This is a genomic window from Faecalibacterium sp. OF04-11AC (assembly GCF_003460645.1).
Lineage (GTDB): Bacteria > Bacillota > Clostridia > Oscillospirales > Ruminococcaceae > Faecalibacterium > Faecalibacterium prausnitzii_I.
Genome location: NZ_QTVP01000001.1, coordinates 154802 through 178213, shown reverse-complemented (window position 1 = coordinate 178213; position 23412 = coordinate 154802). Strand labels below are relative to the sequence as shown.

Below are 23412 nucleotides of genomic sequence, written 5' to 3'. Positions count from 1 at the left end.
CAACGACATTACGGCATTTTAACTTTTTCGACTTCTTTCCTGCTCCTGCTGCGGTGCATTGTCTTTTTGTCGCCGCTCGGCCTGCTTAATATGCAGCCGATCAAGCACCGACCACCTACCACCGATGCGCCGGGGCTTTTTCGGCATATTATTGACGCAGCCATCTATCATATTGTAGTTTTGCTCTGTGCCGGATTCCTTTGCACGTTCAGCTGTGCCGTTTTCAAAGAATTTTTGGTGGTGCAACAGTTCAGGCTTTGGGTCTTGCAAGAAAGCGCGTATCTTTCTGGTAGCTTCTCCATCGAAACCTAAAGCTGTCTGCGTCACAAAGGCTCCGCTCTCGTGAAGAATAATACTCGGCGGCGGATTATTTGTTTGTTCACTTCTCATCTGAACAAACCGCTGACCATCGACCTCCACTTCATCCGATACCAGCCATGTGCCTTTTTGTCCTGCCACCTGATAGCCGCCCTCATCAAGAATCAGGTATGTGCCACTCTGGGGCTTTGGGAAAAAGCCGTTGAATCTCACCAACCTATCCTTATCAACATAGAAAAAAGATGTTTTGCCTGCCGCAGTCAATCCGATGACATCACTGACCCCAAATTTTCTAATTTTGAATTTGTCCGGGTTAATGCTTTCCATCTTTTTACGAATCGCTTCCGCGCCCATTCCTCGCGTAGCCGTACCAGAATAGCCCGTACCATAATTATCTGCGGTTATCATAAAGCCATGCTCAATCTGATACGCATAACTGCGGCAGCGATACTCACGATTTTTCTCAGAATTGTCGATCTGGTAAATCACAAATATATCTGAACTCATTCTCCTGCATCATCCTCCGGCCTATGCCATTCCAGTTCCAGCCCCTTAAACTGCTGCTCATTCAACTGCTGCATCTTCGGGATGGTCTGCTGGACAAGCGCAGCCATCTCTGCATCCTCTGCCACAAGCGGCTGGATCTCCGTCAACACCTGAATCGTGTCTTTGAGTGTCGGCTGCTCAAACATCGCCATCAGCATCAATTCCAGTTCATCAAAACGCACATTGCTCATAACTCAATATCTCCCCTCTTTTTGCTTTTCTGCGGTTTAGGCTGATCCTGTTCAGGCTGCTCCTGTTTCTTGGCTTTCAGACTGCGCAGGGCATCCAGAACAGACTTTTTCGTGTTGCTGCGTTCCTGCTCCTTACTCTGCTGCCGTGCCGCCATCAGTTTTTCCATATCGGAGATCGCCTGCTGCACCAGCTTATCATCCCTGAAATAGTTGATGGAGTTGATGTTCTCGCGCTGCACTTTATCGTTCACGACCAGCTCATACATTCCAACAAAGCCGCCATCTTCCTCGATGCAGAATCCAATGCACTTGTCGGCATTCATCCGTTCGGACGGAATCTTGTCGTAGGCTTCCAATGCTTCTTCCATTGTCAGATGGTCGTGGAACTCTCCAGCAAACGTGAACTCCAAACACTCCGCAACATAAAAGCTGAGCGTTTCTTCCGGCGCAGGTCTTTCTGCGGCGAGTTTTTCTTTCAAAACTTCTGCCTGCTGTTCAGCCACCGTATCAGCCTGTTCCCGCAGTTCTGCCGCGTCCATGACTTTACCCTCTGCCGCATCGCAGCTAAACGCTGCCAGCAACTCCGTCATAGCCTCCTGCACAGACTTATCTCCGTCCGTTTCAAGGACACCGCCATCCCGCTCCGTGAAGTCCTTATTATATAAGGTATAGTCGAAACCATCCTCACAGGTCTGGATATGGAAATAGGCATCCGGCAATTCGTAGGCCAGTTCCACATCCTGCACGGCTAAGGCCCCCTGCAACGGCTGGACAACATGATTCTGGATATACGGGTTATCCCAGCCCGGAACCGTTTTGTAGTCCTCCACAATGGTGTCAATGCCGTTCCTGCACTGCAAAATATCCAGCGAACCCGGCAGAGGATCAGGATTCTTCTCCACGCCCAAGGCTTTCATGCAATGGTGCGGAAGTGCCTGATACTGCGACATTGCATCGTCGAGATTTCCGAACCGCTCAATTTTCAAAGGCGCGGCCTGCAAATTTTCGACCACATAGAACTGCTTTACGAAAGGCCGCTCCTGTTCCAGTTCTTTCTGTGCATCCAGTTCTTCCCGGAACATCGTTGCAAAGCCATCCAGAATTGCCGGATGGCTGTCAACCACCCAATCCGTGCGGAAGGTCATGCGGTCTGCATTATGCTCCGGGGTGCTGACCTGCTCTGCCCATTTCTTATTGCCAGGAGAAAAGCGGCCATCGCAACTTTTATGATGCAGCGTGTTCGCCAGAATGTAGCCCACACGCTCCATGCCGTACTGCCGCACCACCTGATCGACTGCACCATCGCCAAGGTACATCCCGTCATAATTATCCGCAATCGCTTCTTGGATTGCCTGCTTGCACTCACTGTTCAGCCGATAGGAGGTGCGGTATAAATCCACCTCGTCATTTTCTTTGGCATAGCTGAACGGCTCATAGTAGACAGGCACATCCGAATAATCCTGTGCGCTGTTGTCCGGCACAGGCGCAGCCTTTTCAATGATCTCTGCTACCACATTTTCTTTTTTCGGCATATTCCATTTTTCAGAGAGATATTTCTGCACGGCCTCCTGAAAATCTTCATCGAAGCCATTCCATAAATCCTCTGCCACCAGCTTGCCCTGCTCATTGACTGCAACACAAGCCGCCATATCGCCGTGTTCCTCATGTTCCAGCAGGAAGAACTTTTCGCCACCGATTTCCGTTTCATCAATAGCGTACCATGTACCGATATGCCCCTCGACTGTGATGTGGTCGGAATCGCCATGGATCAGCGCATTGTTTTTCTGCTGCTGTTCCTCCATGAACTCTCGCACGGTCAACTCTGCGCCTGTGAAGTTCAGTCCTTCCTCACCCAGTTCCAGCCGTCCCTCTGCGCCAAGGTCAAGTTCTTCGGCCATCAGAACAGATGCCGCATGGTTCACCACCACAGTTTTCTCCACTGTAATGGGCTGGCCTGGGTCATAGTCCGAACCGCGCAGATCATAGCGATATAAGCCCTCCGGCACATCTTCATCCCGCAGTCGGCCATTGCTGAAAAGACCGGGCTTATCAAAGATTTCGATTTCCTGCAATTTTTCGTTCAAAAGGTTCTCTTTCTGCAAATCCATATTCCTTTCCTTAAAAAATTCCGGCAGTTTAGCAAATCCAATACTGTCCACATAGTAGGCTTTGACCGTACTGCCATCATTGAGCACCACCACATCACTGACCGACAGCGAATGCCCCGTAAAGTCTGCTGGACGCTGAATATTGAATCGTTCATAAATGCCATCTAGCGTATCCTTGTCCGTAAGCGGTGCGGCATAGATCAGGTCATAATCTGCACGGGAAACCGTCATGCCTTTCTTCTGCACATAGTCCAGCCCCATGAAACGATAGTTATGTTCCGGGTCACGCTCTATGATCTGATAAATACCGAACTGCTTTTCGTTGCCATACAGCAGCACATTTTCCTGTTCTGTCATGTTCCGCTCCTGCTCCAAATCTGCTATTGCAATCTGGAAGGTATCACTTCCGCGCTCGATTTCCTCTCGTGCCGTGACAAGAATCGGCCACGGGCTGACGCGGACGAGATAAATCTGCTTTCCCTCGTCATACAGCCGCAGAGCCTGTTCACGGTTTATTACTGTCAACTGAAAGTCTGGACGCGCGTACTCGTCCTCAGCATAATCTTCCCGTTGTTCTAACAAAATCGCATCCCATGCGTCAGCCTTAATGCCGAAAATGCCATCGTGCAGCTCGATTTCCTCTTGGCTTACATAATCACCTGCCGTACCATCACGGAACAACGGATAGATTCTCTCACCAAGCCGATGCCATTCCCGTGCGCCTTCTTTCGTCAGCGGCAGCACATCATCTTTCCGGTAGCCATAGTCGTGCATTTCCGAAAGACCAATCATCCCATCCGGGAGATTTTCGATTTTCTCCTGCGCATCGTACATCAGGCGGTTGACTTCTTCTTTGTCATCCTCGGCCAGTGCCGCCGCCAGACCGTTCACCAATTCTTCCGTTGCAGCCCGGTCATCCAGCTTGAAAGCAAAATTCACGATGAGATTTCGCTGCTCATCATCGAAAATCGTTATTTCCTGCTCCTTGTCGGCAATCAGCTTTTCCGCGTACTGCATCGCGGTCATGCGCTCTGCACTCCTTTCTGCCACCGCCGTTTCCAGCTTTTCCAGAAAGTCGGCAGCGGTCAATCGAATCGTATCCATCGAATCTTTCAGTTCCTTCATCTCCTTGCCGCTGGCCCAGCTTGCCACATACGGGAAAGAGTAATCGGACGTATCAATGCCCAGAGCCGAGCAGACCGTAAATGCAATGCTTTCCGCTTCGGTTTCTTTCGTAAGTCGGTCTTTTTCCTCGCCGTTCTTCTTCATGAAATCGCTGTTATGCAGCATCGCATGAGCAACCTCGTGGATCATCGTCTTGACTGTCTGGCTCTCGCCCATGCCGACCTGAATGCAGATTTCTTTGTCTGCATCACTGTAATAGCCTTTGGCATCCCCTTTGATTTCATCAAACCGCATCGGCACGGGCGATACCTGCTCGATTGCCGCCGTAAGCAGCGCATAGTCTTTAACGCTGGCGGTCAGTTCGTTCACTTCCAGCGACGGAATCGGTTCCCCATCGGTCTGTGAAACATCAAAAACCGTCGTCACTCGGAAACGCGGAACCACATACTCCACACGTTCCATTTCCGGCTCACCGTTTTCGTTCAGCACAGCAAGACCCGTATCCTTGTCGATTTTCTCGCGTTCCTCGACCTCCTTAATGGGAGCCGGAGCAATGATCTGGATGCCCCTTTCGCCTTTTTTAACGTAGCGGTTGAACTTGTTTTTCCATGCGTTGAACCCTGCCACCAGTGTGGCATCAGGCCGCTGCATAGCGATCAACAGCGTATTGTTGAAGCTGTAATTGTGGAATTTTGCCATCGTGCGCAGGTACGTCGTGTACATTTCCGATGTAAAAATATCCTTTACGCCCTGCTCCAGCCGTTCCGTGATTTCTTTCATCTGCTGTTTGCGGTCAACTGCCATGCAAGCCCTCCTTTTTCTTGACCCATCGTGTTTTCATCTGGCGCGGATACTGGTTGGCCTGTTTCGGTGCTTTTGCGCCGTTCCATTCCAATCCTCCAGCTCTGCCCTCACAGGTGTACCCGGCAGCTTTCAGGGATGCACCATTTTCCGTATCCAGAATGTAGGTGATCACTTTGTTGTAGCCCATTGCCCGTGCTGCGCGGTATGCCGCCGCATACAGAATGCTGCAGGCGTTCGGTGTTCCATCCGTACACAAGCGGTTGACTTCCAGCGTATAGCCATCATCCAGCCGCCGCGCCACTGGCCTGCCGCAGATAGCAACGCCCACCAGCGCACCATTGTCCGATACGCCGATAGAAAACTTATGCCCCTGCGTCGGTTTATGGTGGCGGTGATACTGCTGCACAAATGCGTTTGCCGTTTTCAGGTTGATTGGTGTTAATGTCAGCAAATGCCCTCCTTTTTCAAAAATGCCCCGTTAGATTCCTTGCAGAGATCTAACGGGGTTATCCTATTTACAGTTCCATATTGTGACTTTTCCGCTTGGGAAGATTCTGGGATTCTGCGCTGCGCTCTGCCTGCTTTGCATGAAGCTGTGCCAGCACAGAGGGTTTACGCACATTGTCCGCAGTGCGCTCTGCAACACGGCCTGCATAGTTCACAGGCTGGCGCGGCCTATCTGCGACTTCGGTTTCGGCTGCATCCTCATCCACTCCCAGCGCATCCTCACTACCCTTTTCATCCATGTTGAGCAGGGAGTTCAATTCAGCAAGGCGCGCAGATTTTTCTGTCAGTTCCGCTTCCTGTGCAAAAGGACGTTTGGCTTCTTCCTTTGCCTGCGCCAACTGCTGTTCCAGATTTTCCAGTCTGCGTTCCACCTGCGGCAATGCTCTTTCGATGCCTGCCAGTGCATTGGTAACGCGCAGGATATTACCCAGCGGGTCTTTGCCGACTTCCATCGAATAGTTCCATGCGCCCTTGATGGACAAACGGAACACCTTATCGAAGTTGTCAAACCGGGAATGCAGTTCAAACGCACCGTAGCTGCCGATTCTGCCCTCGGTACCAGCCGCCTTCAAAGCCTTACAAGCCTCGATAATGGCCGCGCCCGCTTCCTTGCGTTCGGTGTATACCTTGCCGCTGATTTCCATAGAGAAGTGGTCTTTATCCTGCGCCAGAAGCGGTTTTGCCGCTTCCATATCCGTTTTCAGTGCTTCGATCTGACCCTTTGCCGCAGTAATTTCTCGTGGATAGCGACGCGCAATATCGGATTCCAGACTATAAATCTGACTGGTGTGATTGGCTTTCAGCAGTTTGAGCTTGCTGACCTGAATATCCAAATCCATCTTTTCCTTGATGTAGGGATTGCCCGTCGCCAGTGCCTTGATTTCGGCATAGGACAGTGCAGTGTCATCTACATCATCGCAGGCGCGGACAGGAGATTTGGACGTCATGATCTGAGAAATGAACTTCTGCTTGTTTTCCAGAATCTGCCACATGTACGAATCAAACGTATTTTCAGTGACGTAACGATAGATTTTCACCTGCTTATTCCGGTTTCCCTGCCGGAGAATACGTCCTTCCTGCTGTTCCAGGTCAGAGGGTTTCCACGGGCAATCCAGATGATGCAGGGCAATCAGCCGATCCTGAATATTGGTTCCTGCGCCAAGTTTCGGCGTAGACCCCATCAGAATACGCACCTGACCAGCGCGCACCTTTGCAAACAGGTCAGCCTTTTTGGTTTCCGTGTTATACTCGTGAATGAACGCCACTTCCTCACGAGGAACACCTCTCGCCACCAGCTTCTCCCGCACATCATCATAAACATTGAATGTGCCATCGGCTTTTGGTGTCGATAAGTCGCAGAAAATCAACTGTGTTCCCTTGTCCGGCGCAGATTCTTCCCAGACCTTGAACGCATTGTCCACGCAGCGATTGACCTTGCTTTCCGGCTCGTCCGGCAGCATATCATTGATAAGCCGCTGGTCGAGTGCCAGTTTTCTGCCATCGTTGGTGATCTTCAGCATGTTATCGAACTTCGGATTCACGCTGCCGTTGCGTACAGCCTCGGCGCGATCTGCAAAAGAACTCACCATTTCTTCCTGCGTTTCGCTCGGTTTCAGCACTTCGTTGATGTACTCTGCTTGCGGCACAGGTAGGTTCAGCATGTCCGCCGTCTGCACATCTGCGGATTCTTTGAACAGAGAAATCAGCTCCGGCAGATTGAAGAACCGGGCAAAACGTGTTTTCGCACGGTAGCCGGTTCCTTCCGGGGAAAGTTCGATTGCCGTGACGGTTTCACCGAAGGATGCTGCCCAATCATCGAAGTGGCTCAGTCCCATCTTCTGCAGGGTGTCATACTGGAGATACCGCATAATGGTGTATAGCTCCACCATCGAATTGCTGACCGGGGTTCCGGTTGCAAAGGTCACGCCCTTGCCGCCTGTCAGTTCGTCCAGATACTGGCACTTTGCAAACATATCGCTGGACTTCTGTGCATCGGTCTGGGCGATACCTGCGATGTTCCGCATTTTTGTGTAGAGGAACATATTTTTATAGAAATGTGACTCGTCCACAAACAGACGGTCAACACCCAGTTCCTCAAATGTAACCACATCATCCTTTCTCGTCTGGTCGTTCAGCTTTTGTAGCTTTGCTTCCAGCGTTTTCTTTGTTTTTTCCATCTGCTTGACCGTAAAACTGCGGCTATCCTCACTCCGGGCATCGGCCAGAGCCAGCGTAATATCGTCAATCTGACGCTCGATAATAGCCTTCTGCCGTTCCGGGGAGAGCGGCACACGCTCAAACTGCGAATGACCGATCACGATGGCATCGTAATCGCCGGTTGCGATACGGGAGCAGAACTGCTTACGATTGCTGGGTTCAAAATCCTTTTTCGTTGCCACCAATACATTGGCATTGGGATAGAGCCGCAGGAAATCTGCGCCCCACTGCTCTGTGAGGTGGTTCGGCACCACATAGAGATTTTTCTGCGATAGGCCCAGCCTGCGGCTCTCCATGCCGGCAGCAATCATCTGGAAGGTCTTGCCTGCGCCCACGCAATGCGCCAGCAGCGTATTGTTGCCGTACAGAATGTGCGCTACCGCATTTTTCTGGTGCGGCATCAGAGAGATTTCCGGAGTCATGCCCTCGAAACGAATATGACTGCCATCGTACTCACGGGGACGAATCGCATTGAAAATCCGATTATAGGTCGCACACAAATCCTCACGGCGGTCTAAATCCTTGAAAATCCACTGCTTAAACGCTTCCCGAATAGATTCCTGTGCCTGCTGTGCAAGCATGGTTTCCTGCTTATTCAGTACACGGTGATCTCCATCCGCATCGTGAATCGTATCGTAGATTTTGGTATCCCGGAGGTTCAGTGCATCTTCCAGCAGCTTATAGGCATTGACCCGCATTGTTCCGTAGGTATTGGTAACAAGCGGATTGCCGCGATCCAGCGACTTGCCCGAAATGTTCCATGCACCAGAAATTTCGGAATAGGTTGCCTTAATGTCAATCCCGGCATAGTAGTTCGGTGTTTTGAACACTTCTTTCATAAACTGCGTGATATACTCCGGCTTCACCCAGTTCGCACCCAGCCGCACTTCGATTTCCGAAGCGTCCAGGTCTTTGGGCTGTACCCGTTTCAGGTAATCCACATTGATTTGGTACTCTGCATGGTTCGCCGCAAAGGTTTCTGCCGTGGCTAGTTTTTCACGAACATTGCCGGACAGGTATTCATCCGAGGTTTCCCACTGCTGTGTCACAGGATTTCGGAAAATCGCACCTGCCAGTTCATCCGTGATCTCGTGTTCCGGTTTACCGCAGAGCTGCACCATAAACGGCACATCCACCTTTGCTTTTTCTCCAATGGAAAGTGCCAGGGCTTCGCTTGGCGTGTCCACCGAGGTAACAGGCTCCGGCTTACGGATGGTGCGCTTTGTAAAAATATCGGCAAGCCGTTTGAGATTCTTCTCTTCATCCAGAATTTCCAGCGATGCCAGCAGACAATAACTGCTGTCCTGTCGGAACGCCCGCTTGTTGGCGGTGCTGTTGATTAGGCCATACTGCGCCTTAAATGCGGTGTACTGCTGTTTCAGTTCATTCTGCAAAAGCTGTACTTCCGCATCCGAACCATCATGCAGCTGACAATCCAACAGTTTTCGGGTGGTTTCTCGCAGAGCGATCATGCCCAGCACTCGCTCTGCAGTTACGGCAGGCAGTTCCACCTTATTCATAAAGGAATTTTCGCGGTAATAAATCTGCCCATCTACGTTCGTAAAGCTGAAATTCTTCACGCTGGGGTCTGCCGGGATAGGTTCCTCCTGCACATCCAGTTCATCGTCGGAGATTTCCGGCTCCGTGATGGTGGCATGGATGTTGCCGACCGCCTCTTTTAACTGCTTGGCAAGGTCTGCGCCTTCGATGGGCTTAACCGTAGTTCCTGCTTGCCGTACTGGGTGCTTTCCGTGGTGATCTCGCCCAGCACCATCTCAGGATGCTTTGCAAAATACTGGTTGATGGAATAGCCCTCCGGTGTTTCACCGAGATCCACCCAGTCAGCCCGCTCCACCGCTGCACGGTCACGCTTCTGCAGGAACAGAATGTCAGCAACCACGCCCGTGTTGGCATTGCGTTGGAACGCATTGTTCGGCAGACGAATCGCACCGACCAGATCGGCACGGTTGGCAAGATACTCACGGACAGAGGAATCTTTCTTATCCATCGTACCGCTGGATGTTACCACCGCCACCACACCACCCGGACGCACAAAGTCAAGACTCTTGGCGATAAAATAATCGTGGATGAGGAAATTGTGGCGGTCATACCGCTTATCCGGCACTTTGTAATTACCAAAGGGTACGTTGCCAATAACGCAGTCGAAGAAACTGTCCGGGAACTGCATTGTTTCAAAGCCCTGCACCGCAATCTTGTTTTTCTGGTACAACTGCTGTGCAATGCGGCCCGAAATGCTGTCCAGCTCCACACCATACATCCGAATCTTCTCCATGCTGTCCGGCACCAGACCCATGAAATTGCCGACACCACAGGACGGTTCCAGCACATTGCCTTTGGACAATCCCATATTGCCCAGGGCTTCATACATTGCCTTGATGACCGTAGGAGAAGTGTAAAACGCATTCAGGGTACTGGCGCGGGCTTCCTTATACTCATCTGCCGTGAGCAGGGACTGTAGTTCGGCATACTCTTTCGACCACTCCGCATTGCTTTCATCGAACGCCTGCGGAATGCCGCCCCATCCCACATACCGGGAAAGTATCTCCTGCTCTTCTGCGGTAGCCTGCCGCTGCTCTACATCCAGTGTCTGCAGCACCCGAATGGCTTCCACATTGGCTTTATACTTTGTTTTCGGCCCTCCTGCGCCGAGATCATCGTCCGTAATGCGGAAGTTCATAGGTTTCTGTTTGGGCTGTGCAGGCTGTTCTGTTTCTGCTCCACTGTCCAGCGGAAGATTGTGCTGCCGCCGTGCATGGTTGACCTCTGCCGGGGTCATAGGCTGCTGGGTCAGCGGTTCAAGGGCTTCCTCTGCTGCTGCACGGCTGATGGCATCCGTGCGGTTCTGCACATCTGCGATCAGCTGCATCTGTTCTGGCGGGAAGTCAGGATTCAGCAGTTCTTCCAACTCGCCGCCTGCTTCTGCCACCGAATAGATCACATCCATCTGCTCCGGGGAGAAATCCTCGTAGGCCACACCAGCATTGTGCAGAGCCGTAAAGACTGTGATTTCCACCGCTTCTTCCATCGGTACATCTGCCTGTTCATACACATGCCGAATGTACTCCAGTGGTTCCGTTCGGAAGATCGGATACCGGGCTTCTTTCGCAAGGGTCATGTCCTGCAAGCTGACCGTTCCCTGCTCAAAGTTGACCGAATCCACACGGAACTCTCTATCGTCCAGTTCAATGAGGGTATTAACAGGCAAGTATTCCTCTTTACGGAAATACTTTGTCTGCGCATGGGTTCCATCTTCCTGCTGGCCGGACAGATAGACGCTCTCCCCCTGCTTCCAGAGCTTCATTGCCTGTGAAGCCCACTGTTCACGCGGAAAACCAGATACCTCAACCTTGCCGAGTGCGGTTTCCTTTTCCAACAGCTTGCTGCCAAGAAGTTCTGAAACGCGCTTTGCATCCTCGCCGTAGAACTCAAAGTTACCGTACTGCTCATAGCCGACCAGAGCATCCGGGTAACGCTCTTTCAGAGCGTTATACTCGTTGGCAGCATCCAGCGGCATGGGCTGCAAGGTCGGCTCAACAGCCTTTTCTTCCGCTGCATCTTCTCTCGTTTGACGAATGACAGACTTTGCATCATTCAGACTGTTAAACGGCCCTGTTTCTGCTGTACCTGTTCCCGTTTCTTCGTCATAGTTGTAATGGTTATAGAACTTGCCATCGGAATATTGCAGAATTGCAATATCCTCGATATATCCCTCCTGCATCATCACCGTTGACTGATACCGCGCAACGACTTTTGCCTTTTGGGGTTTCTCAACCGCTGCGGCGATTGACTGCTCTTTCGATTGCGGCTCCTGCTCCATGAAGTCAAACATGGACATCTGCCCCTGCTCAGGAACCGCAATCTCAACAGCCTGCTTCTTTTCCGGGAAAATCGTGTACGTTCCCTCAACATACTGGTGCAGGATAGAGAGGAATTCTGCCTTGCGCTCATATTCTTCGGAATCCAGCGGCACAGACAGCAGTGCAGTGTCCATCTGCTCCAGAAGTTCCGTTGCTTGTTCAGGGTCTGCCAGCTTTTCGACGAGAGCCTTTCGACCATCTTCATGGTAAAGGTCTTGCGGATAAGGCCGTTCCACTTCGTTCGGCAGGTGATGATAGAAGCCCATCACCCGCATTGCCATCCGCTCGCGCTCATAAGCAGGCATCTGGGAGTAGTCTGTCGGCTTCAAATACTCACTGTCACGGATCAGCTGGTCGATTCGGCCTGCGGCCTGATTCCAGTTCAGATGAACGCTTGCATCCGGGTTCCCGTATGAGCCACGCTCCAAAGAAATGCCCCTGCCATCGTGATCTTCGTGAGAATCGTCTGCCCCGCAGAGTGCATGGCTGCTGCCGCCGATCCCGTAATGCTCTTTCAGGAAGTCAGCCCGTTCTTTTTTGTCCTCATGATTCAGGAAGAACGAATAGATTGCCAGCCGACTGTCCGAATAATTGCTGCCCCGTGTGAAGTAAGCATTGATTTCATCTTCCGTGATGAACTTCTTATACTCATTCCAGTGAAAGCCATCCCGCGCCGAGTAGTTCTGATAAGGTTTTGCAAACTGGTGGAACAGCGCCGCCACCTTATCCGGCTTATAAAAGTGCATCCGCATCAGGTCTTTATCTTCGGCGTAGGCTTCCCCCAGCGCAGATAATCTGTCGTTTAGGTCAGTCAGAAAATTCGTATCATCAAGCAAGCCTGCCAGCCTGTCTGTCAGTTCCGGGAAACCACCCCTGAAGATTTCTGTATCCTGAAACACTGCTTCGGCAACACCATCGGCCAAGTCACGTTCCATATAAGCCAACGTCTGCGCGTGTTCCTGCAAAGCATTCTGCCGTGCAGCGTCCAGAACCGCCTGCGGCGCATACTCGCCCTGCCGGAGCAGTTCATGGATACGGTTGCTCACATCCTCCCAGGATAAAAACGCATTGGCAATCGTACCGCCCCTTGCCGTGCTGCCTGCTGCAATACGCAGCCCTAAATCATCGAACCAGACCGCATACTTTGCACCGCCAATTTCAAAGCCTTTGCCGCCCGTACCATATTCGTTTTTCACGAACTCTGTATATTCTTCCGGGGTTTTCTCGACCATAAAATTGTAGATCAGACGAAGCTGACCTTTGCTGCGGTTGCTGCCCGTGCGCAGGATTTCATCGACCACTTCGGAATCAAGTGCAATTTCATCCGCATACCGCGCCTGGATCGGTGCTTCAATGGCGCGAATCTGCTGTTCCACGGTCGGCAAATCAGGAAAAGAAAAAGCAGAGGCAATTTCTTCCTCTGCTTCGCTCAAATCCTGTTCTGTTGTCGGTTCAGTTAATTGTACACCAATTCCTTCAAAACGATCTCTTCTGCCATCGCCGTCAGGTTGTTCTGGTGTGCCACCCATGCCAGCGGGTCCTTCTCCTTGCTCGGTGCCGGAAACTTCTCGTTCAGGCTGTCCAGCAGGGTTTCCATCCGGTTCTCCGCTGCTTCCTCGATCTGCGCCAGATGCTGGTTCAGTCTGCCGCTCATCAGCATACTCTGATACCAGTTCTTGCGTTTCTCTTTCAGGTACGTCCTGCGCAGCATCCCGTACTTCCCGATAATCTGCGGCTCGTCCTTCACGGCCAGATTCGGGAACAGATAATCTCCCTTGCGGTAATACGTCAACTCCATTTTCTTGTCCTCCTTTGGTCGTGTTTTCTTTGGTTTCGCGCTTTAATGTGCTAAAGTCCGTATTGGTATTATACAAGCTGTCAACGGATTTTTCAAGCTGCTGCGTGATTTCTTTTTTGTAAATTTTCCGCATCTCGCGGCCAATGTCAAAAAGAACCGCTTCGCACTGTTCGGAAACCGCGTTGCCAAGGAACGACAGCACCGGCAGCTTGTTGAAATCCACAATGCGGATAAAGTCATCATCGTCCAGCGCATCCATAGGCTCCTGCCCGCAGCGGCGGGAAAGCGTATAGAAAATACTGTTGGTCATCAGTTCCCGGAAGCGGACACGGATGTTATCTTCGTCCAGTTCTTCCAGAAAAGTGCCTTCCACCTCATAAGCCAGACCATCCATCGCTTCATCCAGATTGTCGGCAGTCAACTGCTGTGCCAGCTCCATCAGGCAGTATTCATGCTGTCTGTCTGCGACAGGCCGTAGGTATCTGCCAAATGGTCTAGGATAATCTGCCCATGCTCGTGGCTGTCCAGATTCCATAAGAGCGGTGTTTTTCCGCCGCGCACCAGATGGGTGTCAGCAATATCGACACATACCGCAGTTTGGTACGCGGTCCGGTATCATCCAGAAGCGCGATGCCTTTTGCGCCACGGTTGACCCATCGGCTCATTTTCTGATTCCAGAGTTCCATTTCTGCGCAGGCGGTTGCATCGGGCCGCTGCGCGTGGATCAGGAGCGTATCGGTGAACGAATAGCGGTACAGCCGCGCCGCCACATCCAGATAGCTCATCCAGTCCTGTGGCGAGTTACTGACATACCGGGCGTTCTGCTGCGCCAATTCTCGAATATCGTTAATCTGTGGCAAGGGTCAAACCTCCTTTATGTTTTCATTTTCATCGGTGCTTTGGGAAATTCCAGGCTGTACTGTGCGCGGCCATCTTCGATGCGCATCACAAGGTCAGCAGCAAACGTCTTATCTTTTTTCGCGGAATAAAAGTCTTTTACATGGGTGCGGCCTTTCTTCAAAAGGTCTACCGCCATCTTCTTGTCCAGCGTCTTTCTCATGTTGGACAAGTATCTGCTTTCTTTCCAGAGGGCAAATTTGCAGCTGCGGTCTGCACAACAAAAGCTGAGTTTACTTTCATGTACAGGGTTGCCACAGACCGGGCAGTTTCCTACGCTTACCTTATTATGATGGGGAGCCGCCGCAACGGTAGGAATCTGCCGGAGGTCAGCCAGCATCTTGTCGATCAGTCCGTGGATGCCCTGCATAAAATCATAGGGCTTGATCTCGCCGCGCTCCATCCGCAGCAGGTCATTTTCCCATTCGGCTGTCATGCTGGCAGATTTCAGGTAGTCCGGGATATTGCGGATCGCGGCCACACCGTCCTCCGTGGGAATCATCTGCTTGCCTTTACGCTGCACATAGCCGGAGGATACCAGCTTTTCCAAAATCGCAGCGCGCGTTGCAGGGGTCCCCAGACCTTTCTTCTCAGTGTCCTTTTCAAATTCCTTGTTGCCTGCTGTTTCCATGGCCGACAGCAGGGTATCTTCGGTGTAGACTTTCGGCGGTGAAGTAAAGCCCTGCTTTTTCTCTGCCCGTACCACCGGAATAACCATCCCCTGTTCCAGATCGTTCGGAAGTGACGCATCCTTGTTCTTCTCCGGCTCCACAAGCGGAACAGGTTTTGCAGTATAACCGGGCTGCAAAATTTCCTTATACTTTGCTGTAAAATTCTGTCCCTGGCAGCACACGGTTACCAGCACATCCTCATAGATGAACGGCGGCTGCACAGCCTGCACCAGTTTCCAGATGATAAGCGAAAGAATCTTCTGTTTGGTTTCGGACAACTTTTCCTTATTACACTTTGCGCTCTGCATGGTCGGCAGGATCGCATGATGGTCTGTGACCTTGCTGTTGTTGATAACACAGCTTACGTCTGCCGCCGTGCCATCCAAGGCCAGCACCAGAGATTCCACTGTCGTTCTCATATCCTCGGTCACAAACTGGCTGTCCGTTCTGGGATATGTCACCAGCTTTTCTTCATACAGTTCCTGCAACACCTGCAAGGTCTGGCTGGCGGTCAGGCCATAATAGCGGTTTGCTTCTCGTTGTAAGGTCGTCAGGTCATACAGCTTCGGGGGCTTCTTTTCTACCCTCTTGCGTTCGATGCTGCCAACCACCGCGCACTGCCCATCGCAAGCAGCCTGCATGGTATCGGCATCCTGCTCCTGCGTCATCTGTTCCGATGCCGCCACGACACCCGCACCGGATAGTTCCACTTTGTAATAGGGTTCTTTTACAAAGTTCTGGATTTTGGCCTGCCGTTCGGCCAGCATCGCCAGCGTCGGGGTCTGCACCCGGCCAATGGTCTGTTTTCTGCCGTACTTTTTCGTAAAAGCGCGGGTTCCGTTCATGCCGATCAGCCAGTCTGCTTTTGCCCTACACTCGGACGCTGCAAACAGGTTGTCGTAGGCCGCACCATCTTTCAGGTTTTCAAAGCCCTGCTGGATGGCAGCATCCTCCATGCTGCTGATCCACAGCCGCTTGATGGGGAGTTCACTTCCGGAAAGAGCATACACACGGCGGAAAATTGCTTCACCCTCGCGTCCTGCGTCGCAGGCGTTCACCACATAATCAAATTTCTTGCTGCGGAGCAGTTTGCGCAGGACATTGAACTGCGGCTTCTTTGTATTGTGTACCAGCAGTTTCCACTCAACAGGGAGAATCGGCAAATCCTCAAAACGCCAGCTTTCATAGCGTTCATCGTAGTGTTCCGGGGCTGCATACTCTGCCAAATGCCCCAGACACCAGCTTACCACGCAATCCCCACCTTCCAGATACCCGTCCTCCTGCCGATATGCACCGATCACTTTTGCAATGGATTTCGATACGCTCGGTTTTTCTGCAATCACCAGATATTTCAACGCTTTCTCCTTTTTGAAAAAAGCAGGGATAGCCTTTCGACTACCCCTGCCCCCTTATCTCATGGTTTTACTCCTGCTGGCTGTCCTCGTTCACAGTCGCAAGGCTCTGGTCGGTTTCCAGATTTTCACTCTGCGGCGTTTCTTCTTTCGGCTTCGGCTTATAAATGTAGAAGTAGAAGAAAGCACCTGCGCCGCCCAGCGCAGCCACGAACACCAGCAGCAGAATCTTATTCATGCCGCCGCTCGATTCTTCTTTCGGTTCTTCGATTTCCACATCCGGGGTAGGTTCGGGTTTGGTTTCGGGCAGAATTACCGCAGGCGTTTCTTCTTCCTGCTGGCCGTTCCGCTCTTCATCATCCAGAAACTCCTGCAAATCGTACTCGTCGATCATCGAGAGCATATAGACGTTTTCGCTGTTCCGCGCCCGGTCAATCACCAGAAAGAATGTGTTGCCGCCCTTGGTCTTGACCGTGAAGAACTCCTTGCTGGGGTCATCCACGATATTGTCCTCTACCTCGCCGTTGCCTGCGATGGTAAACGGAATCTTTTCTTCCTCCGTCGGCTCTGCTCCTCAATCACCTGTGTCGGTTCCTCCGTCACCTCAGTGGTGTCCACAAAGGCAAAGGCCGGGGTCGAAAAGCCCACCGCCATCAGCAGGGTCAGAATTGTGCTGGGGATAACAACACCCAGCCGTTTAAGCATCTTTTTCAATCGCTTCCTCCGTTTCTGCTTCCTCCGAAGCGTTGTTTACAGCGGTCAGGAACGTCACATTGCCTGCCTGAATGTTGTCCAGCAAAGCCAGCAGTTCGCGCCCGCCCATCTTGGTGCTGCGGATGGCACGGATGATCTCGCTGTCCTCCTCCTTTTTCTGTGCTGCCCGGATGGTTCTCAGCCGTTCTTCCAGTTCCGCGATCTGCTGTTCTGTCTTTTCGGCTTCATCCAGATATTTCTGTAATTTTTTGCCCATCGTTCCTCCTCTCAGTTGATACGGCCAAAGCCTAAAAAGTGGCTTTGCCAGTAGGTCGAATTGATGCTGGTATAGGAAATGGGGTCGCCGCAGTGGATCATCATGCCATTGCCGACATAGATTCCAACGTGCGATGCGCCAACGGTGTTATAGGTTTTCTCGAAGAAGATCAAGTCACCGGGCTGTGCATCCGCAGGGGAAACATAGCTGCATTTCCCGCGCAGGCCGTTGGCTGTTGTACGCCCAACGCTCCACCCATTGCCGCTGTTATTGATGACCCAGCAAACGAAGCCGGAGCAGTCAAAACTGGTGCTTGGGGAACTTCCGCCCCACACATACGGCATACCGAGATATTTTTCGGCTTCCTCAATCATCCTTGCGAACTTTTCATCCGAAAGGGCTTCCGAGGGAATGTCGTACTTGAAGCCACCGCCGGAGCCACCAGCACCACCACCTGTGCCGATACTGCCCGTTGTTCCGCCGCTGTAAGTCGGTGATCCTGCGCCGAACAGTTCAGGGCGGTTGCCGTAGGTCAGGTTATAGGCATCGTATCGCCCGGTCTGCTTCCGGTTCATATTCTTCCGCGCGATGGTATCGAAACCCTTATTTTTCAGCAGGATATTGAGGATTTTATACTCATACTCCACTTCTTCCTGATAGGTATAGGTTTCCATGCTGACATTTCCAAAAGCGTCAATCGTTGGCCGAACCCCTACTCTGATTTCCATGCGAGTGCGAATCTCAATAGTTTCCCACACTTTCAGGAGATACTGCTGCTTGAACAGTTCCTTGATAACAGGCTTGACCTGTCCTCTGGTGAACTGCTCATAAACTGCCGTCAAATGAGAAATCAGCTGATACGGGTCATGGCCGATCTCGTCCAGCTGATAGCGGTATTCATCATAGCCCGGATGTGTGGATTCCATCTGCCGGATCTGCTTATCCAGTTCCTTTTCCAGTTCCAGATAATCTTCTTCCGCGCCTTTCATGTCAGCATCCTTGCTGGGGTAGGTCGTTCCCACAAAGGTACTGCCCGTTCCCTGAATCGCTGCACCACAGCTTGAAAAGGCCCCCAGCATGACCATCACCAGCAGGATACCCACACCAATACCAACCCACAAAGTTTTATGCTGCACGACGATCTCCTGCACCGCCGCTTTCGCTTTCTCCGTAATGGTGTTGGTTGCCGCTGCTGCCTGCTTGCTGGCAGCAGTTCCGGCTTTCTGGCCGCGCTTGGCGGCTGCATAGGCATCCTTATACTGCTTTTTCTGGTAAAACTTCGCACCGACTGTTTTTGATTCACCTCCTGCGGCAGTCGGCGGTGGCTGGGGCTGTTTCTTTTTCAGCGACGGTTCTGCTGCATTTTCCACCGTACCACCCTCGCTCTCGGAAAATTTCAGGCGGCTGGATTTCTGATCCTCGCCACCTCTTTTCTCCGCTCTGGCAGATTTGTCTTTGGGCTTTTTTCTGCCTTTGACAAAGTGGTGCAGGCGTTCGGCGGCTTCTTCCGACTTGTGAGCAGCTTCCACGCCGGAATTGTCCTTTTCTACCTGATGTACTTTCTGATGGGCGAACCCGGTGGCGGTATCCACTCCTTTCTTGGCCACCTTCTTAACGCCCATCCCCATGCCACGGACAATGCCGCCTTTTTCATCCTCAAAAGAAAGTCGGCCTTTCTTTGTGGGCGGCTCTGCATTCGCTTCCGCAGGCGCATCCTTCGGCTTCCCATCCTCCTGATGGGCTTTATAATAGTCTGCGCTCTGCTTGGCGGTGCTGTGATGCCGGGGTACATCCTCCTCGTCCTCGGCATCCATGCACCGTTCTTCTTCCACGATAGGTTGTTCATCTGTTTCTTTTTCCGAAGTTTCCTTTGCCGAATCTTCCTGCTCCGGCTTTTCTGCTGCGGTTGCGGACTTCTGTTCCCCGGTGCGGAGGTTTTCATCCACCAGACCGTCTTTGGTCATTTTCTGGACGATTTTATCTCTGCCCCGAAATTTTTTGTCTGCTATGGAAATCACCTCCTTCCGGCTGGAACCGTCATGCGATCAGGGCTGCGTGGGTTTCCCACTTATCAAGCACCTGTTCCAGCTTCCGGGCAAAGGCGATCAGACGGGCATTCACTTCCTCACGGTCCAGATAACCGTGGGCTTCCATGTGAAAGCCGTCAGTCAGTTCATCGGCCAGTGTGCCAACGGCGTAAAAGTCCTCCAGCACCGTATGCACTACCGATTCTTCATCGTGGAAGTTGAGCGGCTCCACCTCACCAAAGGGCGGGCCGGAATCGCTTTCGTGCGGCTCCATGTCAGAGTGATGATGAATTTTGCGGCTCAGTCGGTCAAAAATATTCGATGTGTTCATGCTTCTTTTTTCTCCTTATATTTTCCCATCTCATTGGGCTTCGTGGTCATCAGGCTGTACAGTTTCAGCGAAGTGTCGAACTTATCCTTGAATGGGATAATCGTGTTGCCGTAGAACAGCAGCCCTTCACCCTCGTTGCTGTTCGTCACATACGACAGCTGGAACGGCGAGATATTCAGCTGCTTTGCAAGGATTTGCCGGTCGCCGGATGCCTGATTCAGCATATAAATGAAATCGCTGTTCTCGAAGATATTTTCGATTTCTCGGCTGGCCAGCAAATCCTTGATGTTCTGCGTAATTCCTGTCGGTACACCGCCCCATTTTCGGAACCGCTTCCAGATTTCGACGCTGTATGCTGCGGTCTGTTCCTCTTTCAGCAGGAGGTGGAACTCGTCTATATAGTACCGGGTGTTCTTTTTGCTGTTGCGGTTGATGGTGACACGGTTCCAGACCTGATCCTGGACGATGAGCATACCCAGCTTTTTCAGCTGTTTGCCCAACTCCTTGATATCGAAACAGATAATTCTGTTATCCAGTTCCACATTCGTCTGATGGTTGAACACACGCAGCGAACCATTGACGTAGATTTCCAGTGCCGTGGCGATACGCTGCGCCTGCCGTTCCTTCTGTTCCCGCAGGCAGTCGTACAGATCACCGAGCGTCGGCATATTCTCTGGCTTCGGGTCGTTCAAATATTTCTGGTAGACCAGCGGCAGGCAGCGGTCAATGACCGACTTTTCTTCCGGCTCCATGCCATCCCGTGCGCCCATGATAAGTTCGCACAGGGAAAGAATAAAGTCCGATTTCATACCCAATGGGTTATCATCGTCCGCATAATTGAGGTTGATGTCCATCGGGTTGATGTAGTCCTTACTGGTGGACGAGATATGAATGACCTGACCGCCCAACGCTTCCACCAGCGGATAATACTCTCCCTCCGGGTCTGCAACGATAATATCGTCCGTTGTGGTGAAAAACACGTTTGTAATTTCACGCTTTGCCGAGAAACTTTTACCGCTGCCCGGTGTACCCAAAATTAAGCCGTTCGGATTTTTCAGCTGCTTCCGGTCTGCCATAATCATGTTGTTGGACACTGCATTCAGACCGTAATAGAGGGAATCGCCCTCCATGAAAAGCTCCTGTGTCGTAAACGGGACAAATATTGCGGTGGAAGTGGTCGTCAGTGCGCGCTTGATGGGAACGAGATTATTTGCCAGCGGCAGGCTGCTCATAAGGCCCTGCTCCTGCAAATAATCCAGACGGTTCAGCGTACAGTTGAACTTCTGAGCGATACCAGCAGTCTGAAACACAGCACTATCCAACTCCTGTTTGGTCTTGGCCGTATTGAGGAACAGCACCGTAACAAGGAACATACGTTCATTACGGCTCTGCAGATCATCCAGAATCTTTTTGGCCTCGCCTCCATAAGTTGCAAGGTCGCTCGGAATAATTTCCATATCATAACCAGATCTCACAGCTTTCTTCTGTTCCTCAATTTTCATACGGTCCAGGTCAGTAATTTTGCCTTTGATAAGTTTGATTGCTTTCAACTGGTCTACCGACTGCACATGGATGCTGACCACCAGATTTTTGTCCATATCCAGAAACTCGGCCAGCACCTTATCCGTCAGTTCTGGGGCAAGGATGTTCAGATAGGATGCAGCACCATAGGTGTCCCCCATCATAAAGTCCTTGCCGCTCTTGAACAGGAAACTGGTCGGGGCAATGAAGTCTTTGGTCGTCATGCCGCTCTGCAGGATGCGGTCATATCTGAAATCGAACTTCTGCTGTTCCTCCTGATGAAAGGTTTCGTACATGATCTGAAGCCGTTCCACGCCGTTCAGCGGATAGGCTTTCACGCCCAGCACCTTGAAATTGTTGAGAATATCGGTTTCGATACGCTCTAACCGGGGCTTTGCTTCCCGGACGCTCTTTGCTTCAATGCTGAACGTGATGTACTTCGTCCGAACCAGACCGTTATTGCCCTTGGCAAGCTGCTGTTTCAGCATCTGCGCATATTCCATACGCACATCATCGAACTGGTCGTGCTGTGGTTCGATCTGAATGACCTTGTTGTACTCGCTCATATCGCTCTTATGGTTGATGAACGACAACTGAAAGCGAATACTGGCATCGAAGTAGTTGAGGAAGTCGCACCAGCTTTCAAAGATGGTGTTCTTGTCCTCGTTCTGCGCCAACTGATAGTTAATGTCGTAGAATCGGACGGTTTTGGAATACAGATGTTCCTCCACCCGGCAGATACCGTCGCGCCCCATTTCCAGATATGGAATGGAACGCTGCACGGTGAGCCGCTGCTCTTTTTCACTCTTTTCGGGCTTGCGGAAGAACTTCTGGAAGAAGCCGCCGAGGGGCAGTTTCTTCTTCGGTTCACTTTTTACCAAGAATGCCTCCTTTCTTCTGGATCGGTGCTGCGTTTTCCAGTTCCCTGCCATACAGGTTTTCGACCTCATAGCGGCGTACCGCAGGGCGTTTGAATCGGACGCTGATGAAATTCGTCAGGATGGTTTCAAGGTGCATCCCATTTTTCTCGTACAGCGCAAAGAAAAACTCCGGCAGCATCAGGAGCACCATGCCTGCCGCCGCATTGCTCGTTCCAAGCGTACCGCGCATGAGAAAGTAGAACGGAACACCAATTCCTGCCGCGAAACCCATACACACGAGCTGGCGTTTCGTCAGGTTCAGAAAGACCTTGTTTTTCACTTTGGAAAGGTCTTTGGGAATCGTTACATAGGCCATTGATTACCAGAACAGCCAGACCACCGCCGGGAAACGGCGTTGTCTGCTGTCTTTTCCTTTCATTGGATTTTCCCGGATTTAGTGACTGCCGAAGATCTGTTTGGACAGACTTCCCGTTTTGAGCAGCGAGAAGCAAAGAATCACCGTGTAGGCCATCGTGCCGAACAGAGCCGAGTGAATATCCGAAGATACCCGGATGCTGCCGATGAGAGCTGCATAGATCGCCACGCAGACCATCATCAGGAACGCCTGGAATGCCAAAGCGAACAACCCCCGGAAGTAGTTCGTACCCACATGACCCCATTCACGGTTGCTCATAGTTGCAAATGGAATCGGAGCAAGCGAAGTGTAGAGGTATATTTCTATCATTCTGCCGTACATAATTACCGTGATAACCACCGACAGAATTTTCAGACACCAGCTTACAACAAGGGTTTCCAATGCCAGCGTCACCAGTTCGCCAATCGCCATTGTTGCCATTGCCGCCTGCATCTGCATGGAAAGAGAACTAATATCAATGGCGGTATTGCCACGGATAATGCCGGAGGAAGAATTTACCACCGACTGTCCAATGTCAAATACCGCCATTGCAATATCGAACGTATGGCTGACGAGATAGACCGCGATCCACATCTTCACGAAATACTTGAAGAACATCCAAGTGTCTACATCGTGCAGATTGTTCCGTTCCGTCAGCATCGAAATCAGTTCGTAGCAGAGGATCAGCGTGATGATGATTCCCGCAATGGGGATCACCACCGAATCCGAAATGTTACGGATCATGCTGAAAATGCTGCTGTTCCACCCTTGCGGTGTCTGCCCGACCTGAGCAGCGATTTCACTGGTCTGTTGGTTGACTGCTGTGAACATCGTACTCAGGTTGGACTCCACCATGCCGGAAAGAAGTTCCCTCAT

General features: G+C 51.5%; 17 protein-coding genes. All 17 read right to left on the bottom strand.

The genetic code is table 11. The annotated features are described in order from the left end of the window. Nucleotides 1-18: 18 nt before the first annotated feature. The gene (locus DXA70_RS00825) at nucleotides 19-825 is read right to left on the bottom strand and encodes a YodL domain-containing protein (RefSeq protein ID WP_128117294.1); all 807 of its coding nucleotides are present in this window, start codon (nucleotides 823-825) and stop codon (nucleotides 19-21) included. Continuing rightward, on the bottom strand, nucleotides 822-1055 hold the full coding sequence (locus DXA70_RS00820; RefSeq protein WP_128117293.1) for a transposon-transfer assisting family protein: 234 nt from the start codon (nucleotides 1053-1055) through the stop codon (nucleotides 822-824). Before DXA70_RS00820 ends, DXA70_RS00825 begins: the two co-directional genes overlap by 4 nt. Beyond that, on the bottom strand, nucleotides 1052-5092 hold the full coding sequence (locus DXA70_RS00815; protein ID WP_128117292.1) for a DUF3849 domain-containing protein: 4041 nt from the start codon (nucleotides 5090-5092) through the stop codon (nucleotides 1052-1054). Before DXA70_RS00815 ends, DXA70_RS00820 begins: the two co-directional genes overlap by 4 nt. Beyond that, nucleotides 5082-5543, bottom strand: coding sequence for an XF1762 family protein (locus DXA70_RS00810; protein ID WP_128117291.1), 462 nt, complete (start codon nucleotides 5541-5543; stop codon nucleotides 5082-5084). The genes DXA70_RS00815 and DXA70_RS00810 overlap by 11 nt, the downstream gene beginning before the upstream one ends. A 64-nt stretch (nucleotides 5544-5607) precedes the next feature. Continuing rightward, on the bottom strand, nucleotides 5608-9429 hold the full coding sequence (locus DXA70_RS00805) for a DEAD/DEAH box helicase family protein (RefSeq protein ID WP_347553447.1): 3822 nt from the start codon (nucleotides 9427-9429) through the stop codon (nucleotides 5608-5610). Nucleotides 9430-9494: 65 nt separating this feature from the next. Continuing rightward, nucleotides 9495-11351, bottom strand: a complete 1857-nt coding sequence (locus DXA70_RS15185) for an N-6 DNA methylase (protein ID WP_347553451.1) — start codon at nucleotides 11349-11351, stop codon at nucleotides 9495-9497. A gap of 1799 nt (nucleotides 11352-13150) precedes the next feature. Continuing rightward, nucleotides 13151-13492 carry a TnpV protein gene (locus DXA70_RS00800; protein WP_128117290.1) on the bottom strand — a complete coding sequence of 114 codons (342 nt, stop codon included), beginning with the start codon at nucleotides 13490-13492 and terminating at the stop codon, nucleotides 13151-13153. Nucleotides 13493-13986: 494 nt separating this feature from the next. Continuing rightward, nucleotides 13987-14352 carry a hypothetical protein gene (locus DXA70_RS00795; protein ID WP_128117289.1) on the bottom strand — a complete coding sequence of 122 codons (366 nt, stop codon included), beginning with the start codon at nucleotides 14350-14352 and terminating at the stop codon, nucleotides 13987-13989. Nucleotides 14353-14366: 14 nt separating this feature from the next. Further along, nucleotides 14367-16415: a type IA DNA topoisomerase gene (gene topB, locus DXA70_RS00790; protein ID WP_128117288.1), complete on the bottom strand. Its 2049-nt coding sequence runs from the start codon at nucleotides 16413-16415 to the stop codon at nucleotides 14367-14369. Between the two features lie 67 nt (nucleotides 16416-16482). After that, nucleotides 16483-16914 carry a CD1107 family mobile element protein gene (locus DXA70_RS00785; RefSeq protein ID WP_243000908.1) on the bottom strand — a complete coding sequence of 144 codons (432 nt, stop codon included), beginning with the start codon at nucleotides 16912-16914 and terminating at the stop codon, nucleotides 16483-16485. 11 nt (nucleotides 16915-16925) lie between these two features. Continuing rightward, a complete protein-coding gene (locus tag DXA70_RS00780) occupies nucleotides 16926-17126 on the bottom strand; it encodes a hypothetical protein (protein ID WP_128117286.1) in 201 nt (66 codons plus the stop codon). Continuing rightward, nucleotides 17110-17382: a DUF4315 family protein gene (locus DXA70_RS00775; RefSeq protein WP_055187021.1), complete on the bottom strand. Its 273-nt coding sequence runs from the start codon at nucleotides 17380-17382 to the stop codon at nucleotides 17110-17112. Before DXA70_RS00775 ends, DXA70_RS00780 begins: the two co-directional genes overlap by 17 nt. A gap of 11 nt (nucleotides 17383-17393) precedes the next feature. Next, the gene (locus DXA70_RS00770) at nucleotides 17394-19346 is read right to left on the bottom strand and encodes a C40 family peptidase (protein ID WP_128117285.1); all 1953 of its coding nucleotides are present in this window, start codon (nucleotides 19344-19346) and stop codon (nucleotides 17394-17396) included. A 73-nt stretch (nucleotides 19347-19419) separates the two neighbouring features. Next, entirely contained in the window at nucleotides 19420-19740 is a 321-nt protein-coding gene (locus DXA70_RS00765; protein WP_128117284.1) for a hypothetical protein, read from the bottom strand. After that, complete coding sequence (locus DXA70_RS00760; protein WP_347553450.1) at nucleotides 19737-22043, bottom strand: conjugal transfer protein TraE; 2307 nt, start codon at nucleotides 22041-22043, stop codon at nucleotides 19737-19739. The genes DXA70_RS00765 and DXA70_RS00760 overlap by 4 nt, the downstream gene beginning before the upstream one ends. An 85-nt stretch (nucleotides 22044-22128) precedes the next feature. Further along, nucleotides 22129-22497 carry a PrgI family protein gene (locus tag DXA70_RS00755; RefSeq protein ID WP_128117282.1) on the bottom strand — a complete coding sequence of 123 codons (369 nt, stop codon included), beginning with the start codon at nucleotides 22495-22497 and terminating at the stop codon, nucleotides 22129-22131. A gap of 78 nt (nucleotides 22498-22575) precedes the next feature. Then, nucleotides 22576-23412, bottom strand: a complete 837-nt coding sequence (locus DXA70_RS00750) for a VirB6/TrbL-like conjugal transfer protein, CD1112 family (protein WP_330577007.1) — start codon at nucleotides 23410-23412, stop codon at nucleotides 22576-22578.